Below are 25279 nucleotides of genomic sequence, written 5' to 3'. Positions count from 1 at the left end.
CGCGCACGGTCGTGAGCTGGGGTTTGCCGCACACCTGGTCCGGCAATCGAGTAGCGGGCGGTGATAGCATCGCCCGTCATGCCCAGCCGCGCGGTTTTCCCGCGCGGGACGCGGCGCGGCGGGTGCCAGAGCACGTCGGGCCGACACTCGATGTCGTCAGTCAGCCGGTGAGCAGGGGTGGACCAGTCGTGACCGTTCGTCAGTCGATCGTCTTCAACGGTGACCTCGGCAGTGGCAAGAGCACCGTCTCGGTCGAGATCGCCAAGCGGCTCGGGCTGCGCCGGGTCAGCGTCGGCGACCTCTACCGCCAGATGGCCCAGGAACGGCAGATGACCGCCCTCCAGCTCAACCTGCACGCCGAGCTGGACCAGGCCGTCGACGGCTACGTCGACCAGCTCCAGCGCGACATCGCCGCCTCCGGCGAGTCCCTGGTCATGGACTCCCGCCTGGCCTGGCACTTCTTCACCGACGCGCTCAAGGTGCACATGATCACCGAGCCGACCGAGGCGGCCCGGCGGGTGCTGGCCCGCCCGTCCGGCCCGGCCGAGAGCTACACCTCGCTGGAGGAGGCGCGGGCGAAGCTGCGCGAGCGCAGCGAGAGCGAGCGCGGCCGGTTCATCGTCCGGTACGGCGTCGACAAGGCCCGCCTGCGCAACTACGACCTGGTCTGCGACACCACCCGGGCCAACCCGGAGCAGGTCATCCAGCACGTCGTCGACGTCTACGAGGGCCGCCTGGGCGCGGACGTGCTGCGCGCCGGCCAGCCGTTGCTGCTGCTCGACCCGACCCGGGTGTACCCCACCGAGGACGTGTCGACGCTGCGCGGCCTCTGGGACGCCGACGTCGCCGCCGAGGCGGCGGGCAGCGGCGAGGAGCCCGAGCCGCTGAGCATCGGCTACACCGGCGAGTACTTCTTCGTCGTGGACGGGCACCGGCGGCTCAGCGCGGCGGTGCGCGCCGGGCTGCCGATGGTCCCGGCCCGGCTGGTCGCCGAGGTGGAGGAGCCGGTGGTCGGCGGGATCAGCGCGCTCGACTTCTTCACCGCGCAGGCCCGCCCGGGCCTGATCCACGACTGGGAGGACGCGCACGGCATCACGCTGCCGCTGCCGGAGCACGCGCTGCTCGGCGGCGGCCCGGTGCTCGCCGGGGAGCCGGGCGCCGGCGCCTGACCGCCGGGGGACACCGCCACCTCACCGGCACGGGTTCACCCGATCCGGCGGGCCGGAGCATGATGAAGGCCTCCGATGCCTGGGGAGGCGGAATCGTGGATCCCACCGACGCGCTCGCGCTGCTGATGTCCCCCGAGGGTCGTCTCGACCCCTATCCGACGTACGAGCGGCTGCGCGCGCACGGCCCGGTGGTCCAGGCCGGGCCGGTCTTCTACGTGGTCACCGGCTACGCGGAGGCCGACGCGATCCTGCGCGACGCCCGGTTCGGTGTGATGGACGACGCGCTGCGCGACCAGTTCATGCCCGGCTGGCGGGAGAGCCCGGCGGTGCTGTCGATCTCCCGGTCGATGCTGCGCACCAACCCGCCCGACCACAGCCGGATGCGGCGGCTGGCCGCGGGCGCGTTCACCCCGCGCCGGATCGCCGCCATGCGCGACGTGGTGCGGGCACAGGCCGACGAGCTGGTCGACGCGATGCTCGCCGCCGACGGGCCGGTCGACTTCATGGCCGCGTTCGCGTACCCCCTGCCGGTCGGGGTGATCTGCGCGCTGCTCGGCGTGCCGGCGGCGGACCGGCCGCTGTTCCGGCGCTGGGCCACCGACCTGACCGGCGTGCTCGAACCGGAGATCACCGCCGACGAGCTGGCGGTGGCCGACCGGGGCGCGGCCGAGCTGCGGAGCTACTTCACCGAGCTGGTGGCGGCCCGCCGCCGGGCCCCGGCCGACGACCTCACCACCGCGCTGGTCCAGGCCCACGACGGCGGCGACCGGCTCTCCGGCGACGAACTGCTGGCCAACCTGATCGTGCTGCTGGTGGCCGGTTTCGAGACCACCACCAACCTGCTCGGCAACGGCCTGGTGGCGCTGTTGGACCACCCGGACGCCGCGGCGGCGCTGCGCGAGCGGCCCGACCTGGCGCCCGCCTACGTCGACGAGCTGCTGCGCTACGACTCGCCGGTGCAGCTCACCTCGCGGATGAGCACCGCGCCGTCCCGGTACGGCGACGTCGACCTGCCGCCGGAGAGCTGGGTCATCGTGCTGCTCGGCGCGGCCAACCGCGATCCCCGCCGCTATCCGGATCCGGCCCGCTTCGATCCGTGGCGGGCGCAGATCACGCCGCTGTCCTTCGGCGCCGGGCCGCACTACTGCCTCGGCGCGGCGCTGGCCCGGCTGGAGGCGCAGGTGGCGTTCCCGCTGCTGCTGCGCCGGCTGCCCGGGCTGGCGGTGGCGGGCCGGCCCGAGCGGCGGGTCCGGCTCACCCTGCGTGGTCACGCCACGCTGCCGGTGCGCGTGGGGCGGGAGGCGGCCCCGGTCACCGTTCCCGGTACGCCACCCGGGGCGGCCGGGCCGACTCCGTAGACTGGACGCGCATCGTTCGACCCAGACAAGGAGCCACGCCGAGTGACCGTCCAGCCCATCCGTCTGTTCGGCGATCCGGTGCTGCGCACGCCGGCCGACCCGGTCGTCGACTTCGACGCCGAGCTGCGCAAGCTGATCGCCGACCTGACCGACACGATGCGCGAGCAGAGCGGCGCCGGCCTGGCCGCGCCGCAGCTCGGGGTGGGCCTGCGGGTGTTCACCTTCGACGTCGACGACGTCCTCGGTCACCTGGTCAACCCGGTGCTGGAGTTTCCCGACTCCGAGGAACAGGACGGCCCGGAGGGCTGCCTGTCCATCCCCGGGCTCTACTTCGACACCAAGCGCCGGCAGAACGTGATCGCCAAGGGCTTCAACGGCTACGGCGACCCGTTGCAGATCGTCGGCACCGGCCTGATGGCCCGCTGCGTGCAGCACGAGACCGACCACCTCGACGGCGTCCTCTTCGTCGACCGGCTCGACGCGGCCGGCCGCAAGGAGGCCATGAAGGCGATCCGCCAGGCCGAGTGGTACGACCAGGCGGCCCCGCCCACCGTCAAGCTCAGCCCGCACGCCGCCGGCAACCCGTTCGGCCTGGGGCGGTGACCCGGATGCGCCTGGTCTTCGCCGGCACGCCGGCTGTCGCCGTACCGGCCCTGGACGCGATCGCCGCCTCCGGGCACGAGCTGCTCGCCGTGGTCACCCGCCCCGACGCCCCGGCCGGCCGGGGGCGGGGACTGGTCCGCTCGCCGGTCGGCGCGTGGGCCGACGCGCACGGCGTCGAGGTGCTCACCCCGGCCCGCCCGCGTGAGCCGGAGTTCCTCGACCGGCTGCGCGAGCTGGCGCCGGACTGCGTACCGGTGGTCGCCTACGGCGCGCTGGTGCCGCCGGTGGCGCTGGAGATCCCCCGGCACGGCTGGATCAACCTGCACTTCTCGCTGCTGCCCGCCTGGCGCGGCGCCGCGCCGGTGCAGCACGCCGTGCTGCACGGCGACGAGCTGACCGGGGCCAGCGTCTTCGAGCTGGAGGAAGGGCTGGACACCGGCCCGGTCTACGGCACCGTCACCGACGAGATCCGTCCCGCCGACACCTCCGGTGACCTGCTGGAGCGGCTCGCGCACTCCGGCGCCGGGCTGCTGGTCGCGGTCCTCGACGCGATCGGCGCCGGCACCGCCCGGGCCGTGCCGCAGCCCGCCGACGGGGTCTCGCTCGCCCCGAAGCTCACCGTCGAGGACGCCCGCGTCCGCTGGGGCGACCCCGCGTTCGCTGTGGACCGGCGCATCCGTGCCTGCACGCCCGCGCCCGGCCCGTGGACCACGTTCCGCGACGACCGGGTCAAGCTCGGCCCGGTCACCCCGCTGGCCGACGGCCCGGAGCTGAAGCCGGGGGAGCTGCACGTGGAGAAGTCCGGCGTGCTCGTCGGCACCGCCACCACGCCGGTGCGCCTCGGCGAGGTGCGCGCCGCCGGCAAGAAGGCCATGCCCGCCGGCGACTGGGCGCGCGGCGCCCGGGTCACCGCCGGCGAGGTGTTCGCGTGACGGGGCCGTCGCGCCCGGACCGGCCCGCCGAGGGCGAGCGTCCCCGGGGGTACGCGCGTGAGCACGCCGACCGGCCCGCCGCGGACCGGCGTGGCGCAGACCGGTCCGGTGGGGACCGGCGTGGCGCAGACCGGTCCGGTGGGGACCGGCGTGGCGGTGACCGGTTCGGCGGTGACCGGTCCGGTGGGGACCGGCGCGGTGGGCGCCGTCCGGTCCGTCCGGCCGTGGATCTGCCCCGGCAGATCGCGTACGAGGCGATCGCGGCGGTGCACCGCGACGACGCGTACGCCAACCTGGTGCTCCCGGCGATGCTGCGCGAGGCCGGGCTGACCGGCCGGGACGCCGCGTTCGCCACCGAGCTGACCTACGGCACGCTGCGGCACACCGGCACGCTCGACGCGATCGTCACCGACGCGGCCGGGCGGGACGTGCAGCGCATCGACCCGCCGGTGCGCGACGCGCTGCGGCTCGGGGCGTACCAGATCCTGCACACCCGGGTGCCCGCGCACGCCGCGGTGTCCTCGACCGTGGACCTGGTCCGGTCGGTGGGGCCGGGCGCCACCGGGTTCGCCAACGCGGTGCTGCGGGAGATCACCAGCCGGGACGCCGACGCCTGGGTGGCGAAGATCGCCCCGGCCGAGGAGACGGACCCGATCGGGCACCTCGCGCTGGCGTACAGCCATCCGCAGTGGATCGTTCGGTCGTTCGCCGAGGCGCTCGGCGGCGACATGGGGGAGACGACCCGGCTGCTCATCGAGGACAACGAGCGCCCGCCGGTGCACCTGTGCGCCCGGCCCGGTCTGGCCGATCCGGTGGCGCTCGCCGACGAGGTGGGCGGCGCGCCCGGCGCGTTCTCGCCGTACGCGGTCTACCTGCCCGGTGGCGCGCCGGGTGACCTGCCGGCGGTGGCCGACGGCCGCGCGCACGTGCAGGACGAGGGTTCCCAGCTGGTGGCGGACGCGCTGGCGGCGGCGCCGCTGGACGGGCCGGACGGCCGGTGGCTGGACCTGTGCGCCGGCCCGGGCGGCAAGTCCGGCCTGCTCGGCGCGCTCGCCGCGACCCGCGGCGCGCGGCTGACCGCGGTCGAGGTGGCCGAGCACCGGGCGCGGCTGGTCGAACAGGCCACCCGTGGGTTGCCGGTGACGGTGCTGAACACCGACGGGCGCACCGTGGGCAGTGACCCGAAGCTGCCGGAGGAGCACTTCGACCGGGTGCTCGTGGACGCGCCGTGCACCGGGCTGGGCGCGCTGCGCCGCCGCCCGGAGTCGCGGTGGCGTCGCCAGCCGTCGGATCTGCCGCCGCTGACCCGGTTGCAGCGGGAACTGCTCACCGCGGCGCTGCGGGCGGCCCGGCCGGGTGGCCTGGTGGCGTACGTGACGTGCTCGCCGCACGTGGTGGAGACGCACGTGACGGTGACCGAGGCGGCCCGGCGGTGCGGTTTCGGCGTCGACTTCGTCGACGCGCGGCCGCTGCTCCCGGCCGGCATGCCGGGCCTGGGTGACGGCCCCACGGTGCAGCTCTGGCCGCACCGTCACGGCACCGACGCCATGTTCCTGGCGGTCCTCCGCCGGGTCTGACCCACCTCTCTCCGCAGTCGATCAAGGAGTTCGTGTCCCCGGGGCCGCCGTGCCCGGGCACGAACTCCTTGATCGTCATGCGGCGAAATGGGGAGGGATGGAGCGTGTGCGGCATCCCGGTGGGGGGAGGGGGTCGGTGGGATGTGACAGCCCGTTGACTGTGCGATCGATACATGTAACTGTTCCGATCACCGGTCCCGGCACCCCCGCCCGCCGAACCCCCACGAGGAGTCTCCATGAGACGCAGAACGCCGACCACGAGCCTCGCGCTCGCCCTCGTCGCCACCCTGACGACGGCGAGCCTGGCCGGCACCGCCTCCGCCGCGCCCGCTCCGGCCCTCGCCCCCGCCCCGGCCGCCGCCGCGCTCGCCGCGCCGGACGTCTCCCTGAGCAACATCCAGGCCCACCTCACCCAGTTCAACTCCATCGCCACCAGCAACGGCGGCAACCGGCGCTCCGGCTCGGCCGGCTACACGGCGTCGGTCAACTACGTCAAGGGCAAGCTCCAGGCCGCCGGCTACACGGTCACCGAGCAGAACTGCTCCACCTGCACCTACCCGGGCAACAACCTGATCGCCGAGTGGCCGCAGGGCCCCTCCGACCAGGTCGTCATGTTCGGCGCGCACCTGGACGGCGTCGCCGCCGGCCCCGGCATCAACGACAACGCCTCCGGCTCGTCGGTGCTGCTGGAGAACGCGCTGGTGCTGGCCGCGCAGAACCCGACCATGACCAAGCGGGTCCGGTTCGCCTGGTGGAACGGCGAGGAGCAGGGCCTCCAGGGCTCCAAGCACTACGTCAACCAGCTCAGCTCCACCCAGCGCGGCTACATCAAGGGCTACTACAACTTCGACATGGTGGGCTCGCCCAACGGCGGCTACTTCATCAACCGGATCACCTCGGCCACCGCCGCGCCGCTGAAGGCGTACTGGGACTCGTTCGGCATCTCGCCGGAGGAGAACACCGAGGGGCAGGGCCGCTCCGACGACTACTCGTTCGCCAACGCCGGCATCCAGACCTCCGGCTACGCGGCCGGTGCCAGCTACACCAAGAGCTCGGCGCAGGCCAGCAAGTGGGGCGGCACCGCGGGCGCGGCGTACGACGGGTGCTACCACCGCTCCTGCGACAACACCAGCAACATCAACACGACCATCCTCAACCGGGCCGCGGACGGCGTCGCGTACGCGATCTGGCAGCTCGCGGTCGGCGGCGGCACCCCGACCAACGACTTCTCCGTCTCGGTGAGCCCCACCTCCGGCAGCGTCGCCCGGGGCGGCTCCACCACCGCCACCGTCGGCACCGCCACCACCGCCGGCAGCGCGCAGACCGTGACGCTGTCCGCCAGCGGCGCGCCGAGCGGCGTCTCGGTGAGCTTCAGCCCGTCGTCGGTCACCTCGGGCGGCTCGGCCACCATGACCGTCACCGCCTCGTCGACGGCCACCACCGGCACGTTCACGCTCACCGTGACCGGCACCGGCTCGGCCACCCGCACCGCCAGCTACACGCTCACCGTGACCGGCGGGAGCGGCGGCTGCACCGGCGGCCAGCTCATCGGCAACAGCAGCTTCGAGTCCGGCACCACGCCGTGGACGGCCAGCTCCGGCGTGATCACCAACAGCTCCAGCCAGGCGGCCCGCACCGGGTCGTACAAGGCGTGGATGAACGGGTACGGCTCCTCGCGTACCGACACGCTGTCCCAGTCGGTCACGCTGCCGGCCGGGTGCAGCAGTTACACGTTCTCGTTCTGGCTGCACATCGACACGGCCGAGACGACCAGCTCGACCGCGTACGACAAGCTGACCGTGCAGGTCGGCTCGACCACGCTGGCCACGTACTCGAACCTGAACAAGGCCACCGGCTACACCCAGCGCACCTTCAACCTGGCCGCGTACGCCGGTCAGACGGTCACGCTGAAGTGGACCGGCGTCGAGGACTCCTCGCTGCAGACCAGCTTCGTCGTGGACGACGTGACGCTGCAGGTCGGCTGAGCGGTCCCGGGCGGGGTGGGCGCCGGTCCGCCCCGCCCGGGTCTCAGGTGATGGGCAGCGCCTTGGCGCCCGCGCCCTTGACCGACCGGGTCAGCGAACGCTCGGAGACCCACAGGAAGCACTGCACGCCCCGGTCGCCGTCCCGCCACTGCTCCTCGAACGGGTGGTAGATGATGGTGCCGGCCCGGTACTGCATGTTGCCGTCGTTCGGCAGCTTCGCGTACTTGGCGATCAGGCCGCGGCACGCCTTGTGCGTGCGCAGCGGCGTGCGCTCGAACTCGGCGTAGCTGATGTCCGGCGCCTGGTAGACGCCGACGAACTCGGCGTGGTGCCGGGAGGTGCAGGCCACCGGCCGCATCGCCTGCACCTCGTCCTTGCTCAGCTTCGGGTTGAAACAGCCGAACGCGAGCTTGGAGCCGGGCTTCAACGCGCCCCGCAGGCTGCCGGTGCGCTGGGCCACGGCGCCCTCGTCCAGGTCGGTGATCTCGGCGACGTCGCAGCGGTACCAGCGGGCCCCGCCGGACCACGCGAGCGCCGAGGGGAAGACCACCGCCAGGCGCAGCCGCCCGCCGCGCCAGTCCGCGCCGACGGCCCGGGTGACCTGCCGGGCGCAGTCGGCGTGCGCGGCGCGCATCCCGGCCGAGCCGGTACGCGGCGGCGCGGAACGCTCTGCCTCCGCGCCGGTCATCGTGCCCACGTGCAGCGTCTCGGTGCGGTGCGGGGCGGCGCAGTCGACCGGCTGGTAGCCGCTGAGGTAGCCGACGTCGGCGACGGTGGGGTGACAGGCGCCGGACTTCGGCACGAAACCGACCGGCGCGGCGAACGCGGGCCAGTCGTCGACCAGGTCGCGGTCCACTCCGGCCGGCGCGGCACAGCCGCCGAGCGCCAGCGCCAGCGCCGCGCCCACGGTGACCGCCACCCGCCATCGCCGCATCCCGACCGACCTCCCCCGCGCATCCGGCGCCACCCGGTCGACCGGTACGCCTCGGCGGTGCAGCATACGGCAGCGGCTCAGGTGACCGGGAGTCCCTCGGGCCCGGCGCCGCGCACCGAGCGGTTCAGCTTGCGGTCGTCACTCCACAGGAAACAGCGCACGCCCCGGTCGCCCTCCTCCCACTCCCGCTGCGACGGCGGGTAGAAGATGGACCCGGCCCGGTACGGCAGTTCGGCGTTGTCCGGCACCTCGGCGAACGCGGCGATGAGCGTCATGCAGCGCCGGTGCGTGGCGGGCGCGCCCCGGGTGAACTCGGCCCAGCTCATGTCGCCTTCCTCGTACACGCCGACGAACTCGGCCCGGTGCGGTTCGGTGCACAGCACCGGGGCCATGTAGTTGAGGTTCTGGCCGATCAGCTTCGGGTCGAAGCACCTGTGCACCAGCGGGTTGTCGCCGACGAGCGCGCCGCGCAGGCTGCCGACCCGGTTGACCGGGCGGGTGTTGTCGATGCTGTCGGTCTCGGCCAGGTCGCAACGGAACCAGCGGGCGCCGGACGTCCAGGCGGTGACGGTGGGCAGCGCGATGTTCAGGGTCAGCCGGGCGGCGTGCCAGTCCCCGCCGATCATCTCCCGGGCCCGCTGGTCGCACTCGGCGCGCGCGGTCCGCAGCGCCGGTGAGCCCGGTTCCGGGCGTACGCCCTGCGCCGCCGGCCCGCTGAACCGGCCGACGTGCACGGTCTCGGCCAGGTGGCTGCCCGCGCAGTTCACCGTCTCGTACGTGGCGGCGGCCACCACTGTGCTCAGCCGGGGCAGGCACGCCTCGGTCGCCGGGACGAACAGCTGCGGCACCGGCAGCGCCGCCCAGTCGTCGATCAGGTCGCCGTCGGCCCGGTGTGTCTGAGCGCATCCGGCGAGCACCGCAGTCACGGCGCCGGCCAGCGCGAGCACGTGGAGCCACCGTCGCATCGTCCGCCCCTTCCGGGAGAGATGACAGCCGGTCGCCACAGGCCCGACCGGCGTCCCCCGCGCCCGGGCGTGCAGCATACGTGACCGTCCCTGTAGGAGTTTCGCCATCTTTCAATCGATCGGCCAGTCACCGGCGACTATTCGTGCCGATTTTCTCTCCGGACGGCCGGATGGCGCACCGCCGGTGAATGGGGCATCACCACCTGTCACTCCGGGAGACGTGCCGCGACCTCCGGATCACCGCGTTCGTACACTGGCCCGGTGACCGTACCGCCGCCGATCGTCGCGCCGAGCATCCTGGCCGCCGATTTCGCCCGCCTCGCCGACGAGGTCCGTGCCGTGGAGCCCGCCGCCGACTGGCTGCACGTCGACGTCATGGACAACCACTTCGTGCCCAACCTGACCATCGGACTGCCGGTGGTGCAGAGCCTGCGCGCCGTCACCGGGATCCCGTTCGACGTGCACCTGATGATCACCGATCCGCGCCGCTGGGCGCCCGGGTACGCCGACGCCGGGGCGTACAACGTCACGTTCCACGCCGAGGCGTGCGACGACCCGGTGGCGCTGGCGAAGGACCTGCGCTCGGCCGGGGCGAAGGCGGGGCTGGCGATCGACCGGGACACCCCGATCGAGCCGTACCTGGAGCTGCTGCCGAGCTTCGACACGCTGCTGATCATGACGATCAAGGCCGGCTTCGGCGGCCAGCGTTTCCTGCCGCAGCTGCTGGACAAGGTGCGCGCGGCCCGCCGGCACGTCGACAGCGGGCACCTGGAGCTGCGCATCGAGGTCGACGGCGGCATCGCCGCGGACACCATCGAGCAGGCCGCCGCGGCCGGCGCCGACGCGTTCGTCGCGGGCACCGCCGTCTACGGCGCCGACGATCCCGCGGAGGCGGTACGCCGCCTGCGGGGCCTGGCGGAACGCGCGATGACCGGGGCCTGAGATGGACCCGGCCGGCGAGCGACCCGACGTGATCCTCGTCGTCGACGACGACGAGGACATCGCCCGCTTCGTCGAGTTCAACCTGCGCCTGCACGGCTTCGAGGTGCTGCACGCCGCCGACGGCCAGGAGGCGCTGGAGATCATCGAGCGACAGCGGCCCGACCTCGCGGTGGTCGACCTGATGATGCCGCGCATCGACGGGCTGGAACTGACCCGGCGGCTGCGCGCCGACCCGATGACCTCGGCCCTGCCGGTGATCATGCTCACCGCCAAGGGGATGACCCAGGACAAGGTCAACGGGCTCAGCGTCGGCGCGGACGACTACCTGGTCAAACCGTTCGACACGCTGGAACTGGTGGCCCGGGTCAACTCCACGCTGCGGCGCAACAAGGAGTTCCGGGAGGTCTCCCCGCTGACCGGGCTGCCCGGCAACAGCCGGATCCGGCGGGAGATCAGCGACCGGGTGCGCAACGGCGTCGACTACGCCGTCGGCTACATCGACATCGACCGGTTCAAGAGCGTCAACGACCGGTACGGCTTCGTGCGCGGCGACGAGTTCATCTCGGCGCTGGCCCGCAGCCTGCACCGGGCGGTGGTGTCGATCGGGCTGCCGCCGGCGTTCCTCGGCCACGTCGGCGGTGACGACTTCGTCATCGTCTGCACCCCCGGTCAGGTCCGGCCGCTGACCAGCCGGGCCGTCGTCGACTTCGAGAAGGCCGCGGACGCGCTCTACGACGCGACCGACCGGGAACGCGGCTTCGTCGAGCTGAAGGACCGGCGCGGCAACATCCGCCGCGCCGCGCTCGTCACGCTCTCCATCGGCGTGTCGCTCTCCGATTCCGGCAAGCGGTTCACCGATCCGCTGGAGGCGATCGCGGTGGCCTCGGAGATGAAGACCGTGGCCAAGAGCCAGCCCGGCTCGTACGTGGCGGTGGACCGCCGGCGCGGCGTCACCTGAGGCGGTCCTGTGAGGTAGCTCGCCTCTGTGGCGCGCGCCCGGGCGGAACGTGTAAGACTTCCCGTATACCCACCACGCGCTGGCGGGGCTCGGTGAAATTCCGAACCGGCGGTGATCCACGGTCCGACCGTGGTAAGCCCGCGACCCGGACGGCTTCGGCCGGACGGTGGACCTGGTGAGAATCCGGGGCCGACGGTTGGGGTGCGGCTCGTCCGCCCCCAGAAAGTCCGGATGGGAGACAGCGCGCGGAACGGGGGAGGCCCCTGCCGGCCGCTGAGCACCCTCAGCCGCCGCGTGGGCTCCCCGGGGTCGGCGTCGCCGTCCCCGGGTTCTCCGCCGCCGCGTGTCCGCGGCTTTCGTGGCCGTTGCTCCCGAACCTGCCCGCGCGCGACCGGCGAGCGGGAGGACAGGCGGCCATGGCGAGCGTCTCCGTCGACGAGGCGATGCGTCGTGCCATCGAACTGGCCGCGCGCGGCCTCGGCGCCACGAGCCCCAACCCGGTGGTCGGCTGCGTGCTGCTCGACACCGACGGCGAGGTCGTCGGCGAGGGCTTCCACGCGTACGCCGGCGGCCCGCACGCGGAGATCGTCGCGCTGGCGCAGGCCGGCACGCGCGCCCGCGGCGGCACCGCGGTGGTCACCCTGGAGCCCTGCGACCACACCGGCCGCACCGGCCCGTGCAGCCACGCGCTCATCGCCGCCGGGGTGTCCCGCGTGGTGATCGCCGTGCCCGACCCCAACCCGGTCGCCTCCGGCGGCGCCGCCACGCTGCGCGCTGCCGGGGTCCAGGTCGCCCTGGGGGTACGCGCGGAGGAGGCCGAGGCCGGCAACGTGGCCTGGCTGACCTCGATGCGCCGAGGCTGGCCGTACGTGATCTGGAAGTACGCGGCCACGCTCGACGGGCGTTCCGCCGCGGCCGACGGCACCAGCATGTGGATCACCTCGGAGGCGGCCCGGATCGACGTGCACGCGCTGCGCGGCACCGTCGACGCGGTGCTCGCCGGGGTGGGCACCGTGCTCACCGACGACCCCCGGCTGACCGCACGCAACCTGCGCGACGGCACGCTCGCCATCCGGCAGCCGCTGCGGGTCGTGGTGGACAGCTCGGGGCGTACCCCGGCCGAGGCCCGGGTCCGCGACGGCGCCGCCCGCACGTGGGTGGCCACCGCCGCGGAGGTCGGCGCCGGGCCGGACGGCCGGGTCGACCTGCCGGCGCTGCTCGCGGAGCTGCACCACCGGGGCGTGCGGGCCGCGCTGCTGGAGGGCGGGCCCACGCTGGCCGGCGCGTTCCTCGCCGCAGGCCTGGTCGACAAGATCGTCGGGTACGTCGCGCCGAAGCTGCTCGGCGCCGGCCCGACCGCGCTGCTCGACGCCGGCGTGAGCACCATCGCCGACGCCATCGATCTGGAGATCACCGACGTTACGCGGGTCGGTCCCGACCTGCGGATCACCGCGCTGCCCCGGAAGAGGGAGGGCTGACATGTTCACCGGCATCGTCGAGGAACTGGGCGAGATCGTCCGGAGCACCGAGACCGGCGACGACTCCGCGCTGGTCGCCATCCGCGGCCCGCTCGTCACCTCGGACGCCCGGCACGGCGACTCGATCGCGGTCAACGGCGTCTGCCTGACGGTGGTCGACGTCGACGGCGGCGTGTTCACCGCCGACGTGATGGGCGAGACGCTGCGCCGCACCGCACTCGGCGCGCTGCGCCCCGGCGACCCGGTCAACCTGGAACGGGCCGCCGCGCTCAACAGCCGCCTGGGCGGGCACCTGGTGCAGGGCCACATCGACGGCGTCGGCGAGATCGTCGCCCGGGAGCCCGCGGCGCAGTGGGAAACGGTGCGGTTCCGGCTGCCCGCCGGGCTGGCCCGGTACGTGGTGGAGAAGGGCTCGATCACCGTCGACGGCGTGTCCCTGACCGTCGCCGAGGTGGGCGACGACTGGTTCTCGGTCGGCCTGATCCCGACCACGCTGAAGCTCACCGTGCTCGGCGCGAAGCGGATCGGCGACCCGGTCAACCTGGAGGTGGACGTGCTGGCCAAGTACGTCGAGCGGCTGCTCGGCGACCGGAGCGCGGGGGGTGCGCGGTGATGGGCCCGCTCGGCTGGCTGCTCGACGCCCAGGTGCACGTGGCCGGCTCGCCGGTGCTGGTGCGGGAGATCGTCGGCAACGTGTTCGGGCTCGGCTCGGCGCTGCTCGGGCTGCGCCGGGTGGTCTGGGCCTGGCCGGTCGGCATGATCGGCAACGCGCTGCTGCTCACCGTGTTCCTCGGCGGCGTCTTCGTCACCCCGCAGGCGCACGACCTCTACGGCCAGGCCGGCCGGCAGGTCTTCTTCTTCGCCGTCAGCGTGTACGGCTGGTGGCGCTGGTCGCGCAACCGGCGCGCCGGTGGCGGGGACGAGCCGGCCGTGGTGCCGCGCTGGGCCACCTGGCGGGAGCGGCTCGGCCTGCTCGTGGCCGCCGCCGCCGGCACCGCCGCCGCGTACCCGGTGCTCGCCGCGCTGGGCTCGTGGGGGCCGCTGCCGGACGCCTGGATCCTGGTCGGCAGCCTGCTCGCCACGTACGGCATGGCCCGCGGCTGGGTGGAGTTCTGGCTGATCTGGATCGCCGTCGACGCGGTCGGTGTGCCACTGCTGCTGCGCGGCGGCTTCTACCCGTCGGCCGCCATGTACCTGGTCTACGGCGCGTTCTGCGCGGCCGGCCTGTACAGCTGGTGGCGCACCTCCCGGGCCGTCGCGACCGCGCCCGCCCCGATCCCGGCGACGTACTCGGAGGCCGTGGCATGAGCACGTTCGGATCGATCGAGCAGGCGGTGGCGGACATCGCCGCCGGGCGTCCGGTGGTCGTGGTCGACGACGAGGACCGGGAGAACGAGGGCGACCTGATCTTCGCGGCCGAGCTGGCCACGCCGGAGCTGGTCGCGTTCATGGTCCGCTACACGTCCGGCTACATCTGCGTACCGCTGACCGAGGACGAGTGCGACCGGCTGGACCTGCCGCCGATGCACCACACCAACCAGGACCGGCGGGGCACCGCGTACACGGTGACGGTGGACGCGCGGGAGGGTGTCAGCACCGGCATCTCGGCCGCCGACCGGTCGCACACCATCCGGCTGCTCGCCGACGCCGCGACCGGCCCGACCGACCTGGCCCGGCCCGGTCACGTGGTGCCGCTGCGCGCCCGTGCCGGCGGGGTGCTGCGCCGCCCCGGGCACACCGAGGCGGCGGTGGACCTGACCCGGCTGGCCGGGCTGCGCCCGGCCGGGGTGCTCTGCGAGCTGGTGAACGACGACGGCACCATGATGCGCCTGCCGGACCTGGAGAAGTTCTGCGCCGAGCACGGGCTGACGCTGGTCACCATCGCGGACCTGATCGCCTACCGGCGGCGTACCGAGAAGCAGGTCGAGCTGGCCGCCGAGGCCCGGATGCCCACCCCGTACGGCGTGTTCCGGGCGCTCGGCTACCGCGCCGAGCACGACCCGGCCGAGCACGTCGCGCTGGTCATGGGCGACATCGGCGACGGGCGGGACGTGCTCGTGCGGGTGCACTCCGAGTGCCTCACCGGCGACGTGTTCGGCTCGCTGCGCTGCGACTGCGGGCCGCAGTTGCAGGCCGCGCTGGCGCGGGTCGCCGCGGAGGGGCGCGGCGTGGTCCTCTACGTGCGCGGGCACGAGGGCCGCGGCATCGGCCTGCTGCACAAGCTCCAGGCGTACCAGCTCCAGGACCAGGGCCGCGACACCGTGGACGCGAACCTCGACCTCGGGCTGCCGGCCGACGCCCGCGACTACGGCACCGGCGCGCAGATCCTCTACGACCTCGGCGTGCGGACGATGCGGCTGCTGACGAACAACCCGGCCAAGCGGGCCGGCCTGGAGGGGTACGGCCTCACCGTGACCGGCCGGGAGGGGCTGCCGGTGCGGTCCAACCCGGAGAACGTGCGCTACCTGCGCACCAAGCGGGACCGGATGGGTCACCTGCTGGACGGACTGGACGAGGTGACCGAGGCGCCGATGGGCCGCCCGGTCGCCGGTGACGAGATCGGAGCGTAGGGCGGTGGCGGGTTTCGGTGAGCCGGGCGTGACCGCGGTGGACGCCGCCGGGATGACGGTCGGCGTGGTGGCCGCCCGGTGGCACGGCGACCTGACCGACCACATGACCGAGCGGGCGGTGGCCGCCGCGCAGGCCTGCGGGGCGCGGGCCGTGGTGGCCCGGGTGGCCGGCTCGGTGGAGCTGCCGGTGGTGGCCCAGGCGATGGCCCGCCGCTTCGACGTGGTGGTCGCGCTCGGCGTGGTGGTACGCGGCGCGACGGCACACTTCGACTACGTCTGCCAGTCGGTCACCGAGGGGCTGACCCGGGTGGCGCTGGACGAGGGCAAGCCGGTGGCGCACGGGGTGCTGACCGTGGACACCATCGAGCAGGCCCGGGACCGGGCCGGGCTGCCCGGCTCGGCCGAGGACAAGGGCTGGTCGGCGACGGTGGCCGCGCTGGACGCGGCGCTGGCCGTCCGCGCGCTGGACGCCCAGTCCGCCCACCGGGTCGGCTTCGCCTGACCCACCCGGCCCGTCACCGGGAGCGGCTGGAAGAATCGCCTTCCGTGAAGACGTTCGAGGAGTTGTTCGCCGAGCTGCAGGCCAAGGCCGCCGCCGGCACCCCGGGCTCGGGCACGGTCGAGGCGCTCGCCAAGGGCGTGCACTTCATCGGCAAGAAGGTCGTCGAGGAGGCGGCCGAGTCGTGGATGGCCGCCGAGCACGAGGGCCCGGAACGGGCCGCCGAGGAGATCTCCCAGCTGCTCTACCAGGCGCAGGTGCTGATGCTCGCCACCGGCCTGGAACTGAAGGACGTCTACCGACATCTGTGAGTGCCCGTCCGCTGATCATCCGATCGAACGAAGGAGCACTCCCATGCTGCGTGTCGCAGTACCCAACAAGGGCGCCCTGGCCGAGTCGGCCGCCGGGATGCTGCGCGAGGCGGGCTACCGCCAGCGCACCGACCCGAAGGACCTGGTCTGCCGGGACGAACCCAACGACATCGAGTTCTTCTACCTGCGTCCCAAGGACATCGCCACCTACGTCGGCTCCGGTGACCTGGACGTCGGCATCACCGGCCGCGACCTGCTGATCGACTCCGGCGCGCCGGCCGAGGAGGTGGTCGACCTCAACTTCGGGCGGGCCACCTTCCGGTTCGCCGCCCGGCCCGACGACGTCGCCTCCGTCCAGCAGCTCGGTGGCCACCGCATCGCCACCGCGTACCCGGGTCTGGTCGAGCGGCACCTGGCCGAGCTGGGCGTCAAGGCCGACGTGATCCGCCTGGACGGCGCGGTGGAGAACGCCATCCGCCTCGGCGTGGCCGACGTCGTCGCCGACGTGGTGGAGACCGGCGCGACGCTGCGCCAGGCCGGCCTGGTGGTCTTCGGCGAGCCGCTGCTGCGCTCCTCGGCGGTGCTGGTCCGCCGCGCCGGCGCGACCGGCGGCGCGCAGCAGGAGCAGCTGCAGCGCCGGCTGCACGGCGTCCTGGTCGCCCGCCGGTACGTGATGCTCGCCTACGACGTGCCGGCCGGCCTGCTCGACCGGGCCAGCTCGCTGACCCCGGGCATCGAGTCGCCGACGGTCTCGCCGCTGCACCGGGAGGGCTGGGTCGCGGTGCAGGCGATGGTGCTCCGCGACGACGTGCACCGGATCATGGACGAGCTGTACGAGCTGGGCGCCCGCGCGATCCTGGTCACCAACATCCACGCCTGCCGGCTGTGAGGCCGCTGCCGCTCCCGGCCGCGCTGGCCGTGGTCGTCGCCGGTGGCGTGGCCTCGGCCGCCCAGGGCGCGGTCAACGCCGAGATGGGGGAGCGGACCGGCGCCCCGGTCCTCGGCGCGGTGATCAACAACCTCGGCGGCTGCCTGCTGGTGCTGGCCGGGATCGTGGCGCTGCCCTCGATGCGCGCCGGGCTGGCCGGGCTGCGCCGCTCCGGGCTGCCGTGGTGGACGTACCTCGGCGGGGTGGGCGGCGCGGTGATCGTGCTGGTCGCGCCGGTGGTGGTGCCGGTGCTCGGGGTGGCGGTGTTCACGATCGCCCAGGTGGCCGGCGGCAGCCTCGGCGGCCTCGCGGTGGACCGGGCCGGGCTGGCCGCCACCGGCCGGATGCCGCTCACAGTGCCCCGGGTCGGCGGGGCGGTGCTCGGCGTCGGCGCTGTCGCGCTCGCCCAGCTCGGCCGCCCGATCGGTGACCTGGCGGTCGGGCTGGTGCTGCTCTGCGTCCTGGGCGGGCTGGCGGTGGCCGGGCAGTCCGCGCTCAACGGCCGGGTCGCCGCCTCGGTCGGCCCGGCCGCCGGCCTCGCCGTCAACTTCGCGGTCAGCACCGTGGTGATCGGCGCCGTCGCGGCGCTCACCGGCGCGCTCGCGAGCCAGCCCCGCTGGCCTGCCCAGTGGTGGCTCTACCTCGGTGGCCTGCTCGGCGTCGGCATCGTGCTCTCGCTGCTGGTCGGGGTACGCGCCGCCGGGGTGCTGCGGACCGGCCTGGCGCTGGTGGCCGGGCAGCTCGGCGGCGCGCTGCTGCTCGACCTCGTACTGCCCGGCGGCCCCGGTGTCCGGCTGCCGGTGCTGGCCGGCGCCCTGCTCACGCTGCTCGCCGTGGTGGTCACCAGCCTGCGCCGGCGTGGCCCGGACCGTGTGGCGGCCGAAGGCGCGCCCGAACCGGATGGCAGACTGGTCGGGTGAGCGATTCCGTGGTGACCGTGCGACCCCGCCGCGTCCGGGTCGTCTGCTGGGCCTCGGCCGTCACGCTGATCGTGGTGTTCAGCCTCGTCGCGACGTCGCTGACCGGCGCCACCGGCAACGGCTACGGCACGTTCCAGCGCGGCGACCAGTTCGCCATGATCGGCCTGGGTGTCTTCGGCGCGCTCGGCTTCCTGCTGTTCACCCGCCCCCGCGTGATCGCCGACGCCAGGGGCGTCCGGGTGCGCAACGTGTTCAGTTCCTACGAGCTGCCGTGGGAGGTCGTCCGCGGTGTCCGGTTCGACCGGGGCGCCCCGTGGGCCAGCCTGGAGCTGCACGACGACGACCTGCTGCCGATGGTCGCGTTGCAGGCCGCCGACAAGGAGAGCGCCGTCGAGGCGGTCCGCGCGCTGCGCCGCCTGCACCAGGCGCACCTGGCGGCGCTGTCCGCCGGCCAGTCGGCACCCCGGCGAGCCCGGTTTGGGCGGGCCTGGGCCGAGGGTGTAGTGTTGCGGAGTCGACCAGACTGCCCCCGTCCCTGACGCGCGGGCGGTCGAGAAGCGGAGCGCCCGCTCCCACCCGAGTCGCCGCCACGGTGGCCGGGTCCGGTCCCCGGTTTCGGGCACGTCCCGACGCCGGATGCGCGATCCTGTGATCGTGCCGACCGGTCGAGTGGGCCCTGGCATACGCCGGGGCCTTCTGCTTTCCGGGTCGGCTCCCACCCGGGAGCCCACGGAGTCGGCACCGTAGGAGACTCGACTCGAGGAGGCCCCATCAGCGTCGAACCACGCGTGAACGAGCAGATCCGGGCACGTGAGGTCCGACTGGTCGGCCCTGAGGGTGAGCAGGTGGGCATCGTCCCGCTTGAGCGCGCCCTGCAGCTGGCCGCGGACGTCGACCTGGACCTGGTCGAGGTTGCGCCGATGGCGCGCCCGCCGGTGTGCAAGCTCATGGACTTCGGCAAGTTCAAGTACGAGAGCGCACTCAAGGCGCGCGAAGCGCGGCGTAACCAGCAGCAGACCGTCATCAAGGAGATGAAGCTCCGGCCGAAGATCGACCCGCACGACTACGAGACCAAGAAGGGTCACGTGGTGCGGTTCCTCAAGGCCGGCGACAAGGTCAAGGTGACGATCATGTTCCGCGGTCGCGAGCAGAGCCGCCCGGAGCTGGGTTACCGGCTCCTGCGCCGGCTCGAGTCCGAGATCACGGACCTGGGATACGTCGAGGCCGCGCCGAAGCAGGACGGCCGAAACATGATCATGGTTCTCGCTCCGCACCGGGCCGTGAAGGCCTCCGCGGTCGCCGCCACGGCGTCCCGCGGTGGACCGCGCGATCGGGCTGCGGAGGAATCGGCCGCTCCGGCGACCGGCGAGACCCCGGCGGCCGGCGAGACCGCAGCAGCCGGTGAGACCGGCACGACCGCTGAGACCAGCGGCCAGTAACAGGGGAGAAGACGTTCCAATGCCGAAGATGAAGAGCCACACGGGTATGGGCAAGCGGGTCAAGGTGACCGGCAAGGGCAAGATCGTTGCCCAGCAGGCCGGCCTTCGCCACAACCTGGAGAAGAAGCCCAGCACCCAGACCCGTCGGCTGACCGGCACCGTCGAGCTGGCCAAGGCCGACACCAAGCGCATCAAGAAGCTGCTCGGCCGCTGACGCGAGCCACCTGAACCGAAGAAGGAGTTGAGATGGCACGCGTCAAGCGGGCTGTGAACGCCCAGAAGAAGCGTCGTACCCTGCTGGAGACCGCGAGTGGTTACCGCGGTCAGCGCTCCCGGCTGTACCGCAAGGCCAAGGAGCAGGTGCTGCACTCGATGCAGTACTCCTACCGGGACCGTCGCGACCGCAAGGGCGACTTCCGGCAGCTCTGGATCCAGCGGATCAACGCCGGCGCCCGGGCCAACGGCCTGACCTACAACCGGCTGATCCAGGGCTTGCGCCTGGCCGGCATCGAGGTCGACCGGAAGATCCTGGCCGACATGGCCGTCAACGACGCCGCCTCGTTCGCGGCGATCGTCGAGCTGGCCCGCGCCGCCGTGGCGGCCGAGGGCACCGGTGGCGCCGCGGCTCAGGCCGCCTGACCCACCCCGTACGGCAGATCGAGGCGTCTCCCATGCAGTCACAGTCGCAGGGGAGGCGCCTCGACGCCGTTCCCGGACCGTTCACCCCGCGTACCCCCAGGGTCGTGGCGGCACGCCGGTTGCAGCGCCGGCGCGACCGCGACCAGGCCGGCCGATTCCTGGCCGAGGGGCCGCAGGCGGTCCGGGAGGCGCTCGCCCGCACCGGCACCGTGGTCGAGCTGTTCGGCATCCCGGCGGCGCTCGACCGGTACGCCGATCTCGCCGCCGCTGCCGCCCGGGCCGACGTGCCGGTCTCCGAGGTGACCGACGACGCGCTCGCGGCGCTCACCGAGACCGTCGCACCGCAGGGGTTGGTCGCGGTCTGCCGGCACCTCGACGTACCCCTGGAGCAGGCTGTGGCGCGCGGGCCGCGACTGGTCGCGGTGCTCGCCGGGATCCGCGACCCGGGCAACGCCGGCACGGTGCTGCGCACCGCCGACGCGGCCGGCGCGGGCGCTGTGGTCTTCGCCGGCGAGGCGGTCGACCCCTACAACGGCAAGTGCGTGCGGGCCTCCGCCGGCAGCCTCTTCCACGTCGACGTGGTGCGCGCCGCCGACCCGCTCGCCGCCGTCGAGGCGCTGCGGGCCGCCGGCCTCACCATCTTCGCCACCACCGGGTACGGCGACAGCGACCTGGACGACCTCGCCGACGCAGGAAGGCTGGCCACACCTGCCGCGTGGCTGTTCGGCTCGGAGGCGCACGGCCTGTCCGAGGAGCTGATCGGCGCGGCCGACGCCCGGGTCCGGGTGCCGCTGCACGGGCGCGCGGAGAGCCTGAACCTGGCTGCGGCGGCGGCCGTGTGCCTGTATTCTTCCGCCAGAGCACAGCGTGCCCCCAGGGCCACGCACGAGACAGCAGGGGAGTCCGCCTCGTCATGAACGCGCCACGGCGTTCGTTTAGCCAGCCCGCCGGTGTCGGCGGGCGGCGGGCCTGACCCTTCCCCCTGCACGACTCCCCACCGGCGGGCTGCGGCGAAGCCGCGCGTCCGTAGACTCGCCTAGCCACCCGTGAGGGTCGGCGCCGCCGTGAGGGAGTGCCCGTTCACCATGAGCTACCGCAACGATCCGTACGACCCGAAGCAGGTCGCCCTGCTCGACCCGGACGCCCTGTCCGGGGCCGTGGCCGACGCCGAGAAGGCGTTCGCCGGGGCCGCCGACCCGGACGCGCTCGCCGCGCTGCGCCCCGCGCACCTCGGTGACCGGTCCCCGGTGTCGCTGGCCCGCCGGGAGATCGGCGCGCTGCCGCCGGCCGCGAAGGCCGACGCCGGCAAGCGGGTCAACGAGGCCCGCCGGGCGATCGAGTCCGCGTACGCCGCCCGGCAGGAGATCCTGGACCGGGAACGGGCCGCGCGGGTGCTGGTCGAGGAGCGGGTCGACGTGACCCTGCCGTACGACCGCCGGCCGCGCGGCGCCCGCCACCCGCTGAGCGTGCTGATGGAGCAGATCAGCGACCTGTTCATCGGCATGGGCTACGAGGTGGCCGAGGGCCCCGAGGTCGAGCTGGAGTGGACCAACTTCGACGCGCTGAACATCCCGGCCGACCACCCGGCGCGCGGCCTGATGGACACGTTCCACATCGCACCCGAAGGCTCGGGCCTCGTGCTGCGCACGCACACGTCGCCGGTGCAGGCGCGCACCATGCTCACCCGCAAGCCGCCGATCTACGTGGTGGTGCCCGGCCGGGTCTACCGCACCGACGAGCTGGACGCCACCCACGCGCCGGTGTTCCACCAGGTCGAGGGCCTGGTGGTGGACAAGGGCATCACCATGGCGCACCTGCGCGGCACGCTCGACCACTTCGCCCGGGCCATGTTCGGCGAGGGCGCGAAGACGCGCTGGCGGCCGCACTACTTCCCGTTCACCGAGCCGTCGGCGGAGTTCGACGTCTGGTTCCCGGAGCACCGGGACGGTCCGCAGTGGGTCGAGTGGGGCGGCTGCGGCATGGTCAACCCGCGGGTGCTGCGCGCCTGCGGCATCGACCCGGAGGTCTACTCCGGATTCGCGTTCGGCATGGGCATCGACCGGACCGTGATGGTCCGGCACGGCGTCAGTGACATGCGGGACATGGCCGAGGGCGACGTGCGGTTCACCCGCGCGTTCGGCGCCTGAGCTACGGGAACGGTGGTTTAACAGTCATGCGAGTCTCTGTCAGTTGGCTGCGGGAGTACGTGGACCTGCCGGCCGACCTGCCCACCGGCGACCTGGAGCAGGCGCTGGTCGACCTCGGCATCGAGGTCGAGTCCGTCGTGGACCTGCGCGAGTCGGTCACCGGCCCGCTGGTCGTGGGCGAGGTCCTGGAGATCGAGGAGCTGACCGGCTTCAAGAAGCCGATCCGTTTCTGCCGGGTGGACGTCGGCGCCGCGAACGGCACCGGCGAGCCGCAGGAGATCGTCTGCGGGGCGCGCAACTTCGCCGTGGGCGACAAGGTCGTGGTCATCCTTCCCGGGGGCGTGCTGCCGGGCGGGTTCGCCATCGGCGCGCGCAAGACGTACGGGCGCAACTCCCACGGCATGATCTGCTCCGCCCAGGAGCTGGGGCTCGGCGACGACCACTCGGGCATCGTCGTGCTGCCCGAGGACGTCAAGGCCCAGCCCGGCGACGACGCGCGGCCCGTCGTCGGCCTGGACGACGTCGTGGTCGAGATGGAGATCACCCCGGACCGCGGGTACGCGCTGAGCGTGCGCGGCATCGCCCGGGAGCTGTCGCACGCGCTCGGCGTGCCGTTCCGCGACCCGGCCGACGCGCCCGCGCCCGGCGGGACCGCCGAGCCGGCGTACCCGGTGGAGGTCCGTGACCCGGTCGGCTGCGACCGGTTCGCGGCGCGGATGGTGCGCGGCGTCGACCCGACCGTCGAGACGCCCGGCTGGATGCGGCAGCGCCTCACCGTGGCCGGGGTGCGCAGCATCTCGCTCGCCGTCGACATCACCAACTACCTGATGCTCGAACTCGGCCAGCCGATGCACGCCTTCGACGCGGACCGGATCGCCGGCACGCTCGTGGTGCGCCGCGCCGAGGCGGGGGAGAAGCTGACCACGCTGGACGGGGTGAGCCGCTCCCTGTCCGCCGAGGACCTGGTCATCTGCGACGACACCGGTCCGATCTCGCTGGCCGCGGTGATGGGCGGCGAGACCAGCGAGGTGCTCGCCTCCACCACGAACGTGCTCTTCGAGGCGGCGCACTGGGATCCGGCCACCGTCGGCCGTACCGCGCGACGGCACAAGCTGTTCAGCGAGGCCGCGAAGCGGTGGGAGCGTGGCGTCGACCCGGCGCTGCCGCTCGTCGCGCTGGAGAAGGCGGTCCGGCTGCTCACCGACCTCGCCGGCGGCACCGCCGGCGGGGAGGTGCTCGACATCGACCACGTCGCGCCGCGCACGCCCGTGACGCTGCCGGTGGACCTGCCGTCGCGGCGCGTCGGCGTGGCGTACTCGCCGGACCGGGTGGTGGAGCTGCTGGAACAGGTCGGCTGCACCGTCACCCGCGGCGCCGACCGGCTCGCCGAGGACCCGGGCAGCGTCGGCACGGCCGCCGGTGGCGGTTCCGCCGCCGGGGGTGGCGAGGTGCTGACCGTGACGCCGCCGAGCTGGCGGCCCGACCTGACCGACCCGGCCGACCTGGTGGAGGAGGTGGTACGCCTCGACGGCTACGACCGGGTGCCGTCGGTGCTGCCCACCGCGCCGCCCGGCCGGGGCCTGACCTGGCAGCAGCAGCGCCGCCGGGCCGTCGCCCGCTCGCTCGCCGAGCGCGGCTACGTCGAGGTGCTGGCGCAGCCGTTCGTCGCGCCGGAGCTGGTCGACCAACTCGGCCTGCCCGCCGACGACCCGCGCCGCCCCGCGGTACGCCTGGCGAACCCGCTATCGGAGGAGGAGCCGCTGCTGCGCACCACGCTGCTCGGCCCGCTGCTCGGCATCGTCAAGCGCAACGTCGGCCGGGGCCAGCGGGACGTGGCGATCTACGAGATCGGCACCGTCTTCCACCCGCGTCCCGGCGCCGGCGCCCCGCCCGCGATGGGCGTGGACCGGCGGCCCACCGACGAGGAGTTCGCCGCCGCCGACGCGGTCGTACCCGCCCAGCCCCGGCACGTCGCGGTGGCGCTCACCGGCGAGATCGAACCGGTCGGCTGGTGGGGCGCGGGCCGCACGGCCGGCTGGGCGGACGCCGTCGAGGCGGGCCGGGCGGTGCTCGACGCCGCCGGGATCCCCGCCGACCGGGTGACGGTACGGGCCGGGGAGCGGGCGCCCTGGCACCCGGGCCGCTGCGCCGAGCTGGTGGTGGACGACGTGGTCGTCGGCCACGCCGGTGAGCTGCACCCGGCCGTGCTGGCCGCGCTGGAGCTGCCCCGGCGTACCAGCGCCATGGAACTGGACCTGGACGCGCTGCCCGCTGCCCCGCTGGCGGCCGGCCCGACCATCTCCACGTTCCCGCCGGCGCTGATCGACGTGGCGCTGGTGGTGGACGACTCGGTGCCGGCCGCCGAGGTGCGGGCGGCACTGGTCGAGGGCGCGGGCCCGTTGCTTGAGGACGTCCGCCTGTTCGACGTCTACACCTCCGAGCAGCTCGGCGAGGGACGCAAGTCGCTGGCGTACAAGCTGACGTTCCGCGCCCCGGACCGGACCCTCGCGGGCGAGGAGGCGGTGGCCGCGCGCGACGCGGCGGTCGCTGTCGCCGCCGAGCGCTTCGGCGCCACGCTGCGCGGCGCCTGACGCAACCCTGCCCGATTACCCCCGCCGCTTCCGGCGGGGGTAATCGGCTTGCCGGGACGACGGCATGCGTCTGTACGTTCTGTCCGGAAGTCAACAGAGCGCGGTGGATGACGATCTCGGCTGTCTAGAGTCGAGACCGGCAGAAGCGAGGATCTTTGCATGTCGCAGTCGACTTCATCCCGGACTTCAAGGCCGGAGACGAGAGGCCCCCTCGTATCGGCGGTATTTGACGCAGTGGTGCAGGCTCACTACCCAGATCGGATCCGGGTAGCCCAGAGCGCTCGGGCGCGGGCGCAAGCTGCGCAGTCGGTCGTCACTGTCTTCGCCGGTGCGC

Annotated in this window: 24 protein-coding genes, 1 pseudogene and 1 riboswitch; of the genes and pseudogenes, 23 read left to right on the top strand and 2 right to left on the bottom strand. The window is 73.8% G+C overall.

Annotation, left to right across the window (positions count from 1 at the left end; translation table 11 throughout):
- Nucleotides 1-188 precede the first annotated feature (188 nt).
- The 6 genes from M8C11_RS04685 (at nt 189) to M8C11_RS04660 (ending at nt 7624) form a co-directional block, all read left to right on the top strand.
- A complete protein-coding gene (locus tag M8C11_RS04685; protein ID WP_252448502.1) occupies nt 189-1169 on the top strand; it encodes an AAA family ATPase in 981 nt (326 codons plus the stop codon).
- Between the two features lie 62 nt (nt 1170-1231).
- On the top strand, nt 1232-2527 hold the full coding sequence (locus tag M8C11_RS04680) for a cytochrome P450 (protein WP_256485273.1): 1296 nt from the start codon (nt 1232-1234) through the stop codon (nt 2525-2527).
- Between the two features lie 42 nt (nt 2528-2569).
- The gene (gene def, locus M8C11_RS04675; protein ID WP_013285523.1) at nt 2570-3130 is read left to right on the top strand and encodes a peptide deformylase; all 561 of its coding nucleotides are present in this window, start codon (nt 2570-2572) and stop codon (nt 3128-3130) included.
- Between the two features lie 5 nt (nt 3131-3135).
- Complete coding sequence (gene fmt / locus M8C11_RS04670) at nt 3136-4062, top strand: methionyl-tRNA formyltransferase (protein ID WP_120573849.1); 927 nt, start codon at nt 3136-3138, stop codon at nt 4060-4062.
- Complete coding sequence (locus M8C11_RS04665) at nt 4059-5639, top strand: RsmB/NOP family class I SAM-dependent RNA methyltransferase (RefSeq protein ID WP_252448500.1); 1581 nt, start codon at nt 4059-4061, stop codon at nt 5637-5639. Before fmt ends, M8C11_RS04665 begins: the two co-directional genes overlap by 4 nt.
- Nucleotides 5640-5875: 236 nt before the next feature.
- Complete coding sequence (locus tag M8C11_RS04660; RefSeq protein ID WP_252448499.1) at nt 5876-7624, top strand: M28 family peptidase; 1749 nt, start codon at nt 5876-5878, stop codon at nt 7622-7624.
- A gap of 43 nt (nt 7625-7667) precedes the next feature.
- On the opposite strand, the gene M8C11_RS04655 is transcribed toward M8C11_RS04660, so the two are convergent.
- Nucleotides 7668-8558 (bottom strand): septum formation family protein, encoded by an 891-nt coding sequence (locus M8C11_RS04655; RefSeq protein ID WP_252448497.1) that lies wholly within the window; start codon nt 8556-8558, stop codon nt 7668-7670.
- Nucleotides 8559-8635: 77 nt separating this feature from the next.
- Entirely contained in the window at nt 8636-9523 is an 888-nt protein-coding gene (locus tag M8C11_RS04650) for a septum formation family protein (protein WP_121685678.1), read from the bottom strand.
- Nucleotides 9524-9784: 261 nt separating this feature from the next.
- Between M8C11_RS04650 and rpe the strand changes: the two genes are divergently transcribed.
- The 17 genes and pseudogenes from rpe to M8C11_RS04565 all read left to right on the top strand — a co-directional run bounded on the left by rpe (nt 9785) and on the right by M8C11_RS04565 (nt 24945).
- Nucleotides 9785-10465 carry a ribulose-phosphate 3-epimerase gene (gene rpe / locus M8C11_RS04645; protein WP_013285529.1) on the top strand — a complete coding sequence of 227 codons (681 nt, stop codon included), beginning with the start codon at nt 9785-9787 and terminating at the stop codon, nt 10463-10465.
- Nucleotide 10466: 1 nt separating this feature from the next.
- Nucleotides 10467-11423 carry a response regulator gene (locus M8C11_RS04640; protein ID WP_091424366.1) on the top strand — a complete coding sequence of 319 codons (957 nt, stop codon included), beginning with the start codon at nt 10467-10469 and terminating at the stop codon, nt 11421-11423.
- Nucleotides 11424-11497: 74 nt separating this feature from the next.
- Nucleotides 11498-11670: riboswitch (FMN riboswitch) on the top strand.
- Nucleotides 11671-11839: 169 nt separating this feature from the next.
- A complete protein-coding gene (ribD, locus tag M8C11_RS04635; RefSeq protein ID WP_252448496.1) occupies nt 11840-12901 on the top strand; it encodes a bifunctional diaminohydroxyphosphoribosylaminopyrimidine deaminase/5-amino-6-(5-phosphoribosylamino)uracil reductase RibD in 1062 nt (353 codons plus the stop codon).
- 1 nt (nt 12902) lies between these two features.
- Nucleotides 12903-13514: a riboflavin synthase gene (locus M8C11_RS04630; RefSeq protein ID WP_252448495.1), complete on the top strand. Its 612-nt coding sequence runs from the start codon at nt 12903-12905 to the stop codon at nt 13512-13514.
- Nucleotides 13514-14209, top strand: coding sequence for a nicotinamide riboside transporter PnuC (gene pnuC, locus M8C11_RS04625; protein WP_121685675.1), 696 nt, complete (start codon nt 13514-13516; stop codon nt 14207-14209). Before M8C11_RS04630 ends, pnuC begins: the two co-directional genes overlap by 1 nt.
- Nucleotides 14206-15471, top strand: a complete 1266-nt coding sequence (locus tag M8C11_RS04620; RefSeq protein WP_252448494.1) for a bifunctional 3,4-dihydroxy-2-butanone-4-phosphate synthase/GTP cyclohydrolase II — start codon at nt 14206-14208, stop codon at nt 15469-15471. Before pnuC ends, M8C11_RS04620 begins: the two co-directional genes overlap by 4 nt.
- Before the next feature lie 4 nt (nt 15472-15475).
- Entirely contained in the window at nt 15476-15973 is a 498-nt protein-coding gene (gene ribH / locus M8C11_RS04615; protein ID WP_091424378.1) for a 6,7-dimethyl-8-ribityllumazine synthase, read from the top strand.
- A 26-nt stretch (nt 15974-15999) separates the two neighbouring features.
- Nucleotides 16000-16281, top strand: a complete 282-nt coding sequence (locus M8C11_RS04610; protein ID WP_198039659.1) for a phosphoribosyl-ATP diphosphatase — start codon at nt 16000-16002, stop codon at nt 16279-16281.
- A 43-nt stretch (nt 16282-16324) separates the two neighbouring features.
- The gene (gene hisG / locus M8C11_RS04605) at nt 16325-17170 is read left to right on the top strand and encodes an ATP phosphoribosyltransferase (RefSeq protein WP_120570489.1); all 846 of its coding nucleotides are present in this window, start codon (nt 16325-16327) and stop codon (nt 17168-17170) included.
- Nucleotides 17167-18129, top strand: a complete 963-nt coding sequence (locus tag M8C11_RS04600) for a DMT family transporter (protein WP_252448493.1) — start codon at nt 17167-17169, stop codon at nt 18127-18129. Before hisG ends, M8C11_RS04600 begins: the two co-directional genes overlap by 4 nt.
- An 8-nt stretch (nt 18130-18137) precedes the next feature.
- Nucleotides 18138-18584 (top strand): annotated as a pseudogene (locus M8C11_RS04595) (PH domain-containing protein); the annotation flags it as partial.
- A gap of 333 nt (nt 18585-18917) precedes the next feature.
- Nucleotides 18918-19568: a translation initiation factor IF-3 gene (gene infC / locus M8C11_RS04590; RefSeq protein ID WP_120570487.1), complete on the top strand. Its 651-nt coding sequence runs from the start codon at nt 18918-18920 to the stop codon at nt 19566-19568.
- Nucleotides 19569-19587: 19 nt separating this feature from the next.
- Complete coding sequence (gene rpmI, locus M8C11_RS04585; RefSeq protein ID WP_007075851.1) at nt 19588-19782, top strand: 50S ribosomal protein L35; 195 nt, start codon at nt 19588-19590, stop codon at nt 19780-19782.
- Nucleotides 19783-19814: 32 nt separating this feature from the next.
- Nucleotides 19815-20207: a 50S ribosomal protein L20 gene (gene rplT, locus M8C11_RS04580; protein ID WP_043324928.1), complete on the top strand. Its 393-nt coding sequence runs from the start codon at nt 19815-19817 to the stop codon at nt 20205-20207.
- 32 nt (nt 20208-20239) lie between these two features.
- Nucleotides 20240-21124: an RNA methyltransferase gene (locus M8C11_RS04575; protein WP_252448492.1), complete on the top strand. Its 885-nt coding sequence runs from the start codon at nt 20240-20242 to the stop codon at nt 21122-21124.
- Nucleotides 21125-21292: 168 nt separating this feature from the next.
- Nucleotides 21293-22354 carry a phenylalanine--tRNA ligase subunit alpha gene (gene pheS / locus M8C11_RS04570; protein ID WP_252448491.1) on the top strand — a complete coding sequence of 354 codons (1062 nt, stop codon included), beginning with the start codon at nt 21293-21295 and terminating at the stop codon, nt 22352-22354.
- 26 nt (nt 22355-22380) lie between these two features.
- Entirely contained in the window at nt 22381-24945 is a 2565-nt protein-coding gene (locus M8C11_RS04565) for a phenylalanine--tRNA ligase subunit beta (protein WP_252448490.1), read from the top strand.
- The last annotated feature ends 334 nt before the right edge of the window (nt 24946-25279 follow it).

The sequence above is a fragment of the Micromonospora sp. CPM1 genome, from assembly GCF_023896895.1.
Taxonomy (GTDB): Bacteria; Actinomycetota; Actinomycetes; order Mycobacteriales; family Micromonosporaceae; genus Micromonospora; species Micromonospora tulbaghiae.
The sequence above is the reverse complement of the archived record's forward strand: the minus strand, read 5'-3'. Positions and strand labels throughout refer to the sequence as shown.

What these genes read in the sequence shown, in the direction of transcription:
- M8C11_RS04630 (WP_252448495.1), top strand. Translation starts at nt 12,903, where the DNA reads ATGTTCACCGGCATCGTCGAGGAACTGGGCGAGATCGTCCGGAGCACC.
- M8C11_RS04620 (WP_252448494.1), top strand. Translation starts at nt 14,206, where the DNA reads ATGAGCACGTTCGGATCGATCGAGCAGGCGGTGGCGGACATCGCCGCC.
- M8C11_RS04650 (WP_121685678.1), bottom strand. Translation starts at nt 9,523, where the DNA reads ATGCGACGGTGGCTCCACGTGCTCGCGCTGGCCGGCGCCGTGACTGCG.
- rpmI (WP_007075851.1), top strand. Translation starts at nt 19,588, where the DNA reads ATGCCGAAGATGAAGAGCCACACGGGTATGGGCAAGCGGGTCAAGGTG.
- M8C11_RS04575 (WP_252448492.1), top strand. Translation starts at nt 20,240, where the DNA reads ATGCAGTCACAGTCGCAGGGGAGGCGCCTCGACGCCGTTCCCGGACCG.
- M8C11_RS04680 (WP_256485273.1), top strand. Translation starts at nt 1,232, where the DNA reads ATGAAGGCCTCCGATGCCTGGGGAGGCGGAATCGTGGATCCCACCGAC.
- ribD (WP_252448496.1), top strand. Translation starts at nt 11,840, where the DNA reads ATGGCGAGCGTCTCCGTCGACGAGGCGATGCGTCGTGCCATCGAACTG.
- M8C11_RS04660 (WP_252448499.1), top strand. Translation starts at nt 5,876, where the DNA reads ATGAGACGCAGAACGCCGACCACGAGCCTCGCGCTCGCCCTCGTCGCC.
- fmt (WP_120573849.1), top strand. Translation starts at nt 3,136, where the DNA reads ATGCGCCTGGTCTTCGCCGGCACGCCGGCTGTCGCCGTACCGGCCCTG.
- M8C11_RS04565 (WP_252448490.1), top strand. Translation starts at nt 22,381, where the DNA reads ATGCGAGTCTCTGTCAGTTGGCTGCGGGAGTACGTGGACCTGCCGGCC.
- pheS (WP_252448491.1), top strand. Translation starts at nt 21,293, where the DNA reads ATGAGCTACCGCAACGATCCGTACGACCCGAAGCAGGTCGCCCTGCTC.
- rplT (WP_043324928.1), top strand. Translation starts at nt 19,815, where the DNA reads ATGGCACGCGTCAAGCGGGCTGTGAACGCCCAGAAGAAGCGTCGTACC.
- M8C11_RS04640 (WP_091424366.1), top strand. Translation starts at nt 10,467, where the DNA reads ATGGACCCGGCCGGCGAGCGACCCGACGTGATCCTCGTCGTCGACGAC.
- M8C11_RS04655 (WP_252448497.1), bottom strand. Translation starts at nt 8,558, where the DNA reads ATGCGGCGATGGCGGGTGGCGGTCACCGTGGGCGCGGCGCTGGCGCTG.
- hisG (WP_120570489.1), top strand. Translation starts at nt 16,325, where the DNA reads ATGCTGCGTGTCGCAGTACCCAACAAGGGCGCCCTGGCCGAGTCGGCC.
- pnuC (WP_121685675.1), top strand. Translation starts at nt 13,514, where the DNA reads ATGGGCCCGCTCGGCTGGCTGCTCGACGCCCAGGTGCACGTGGCCGGC.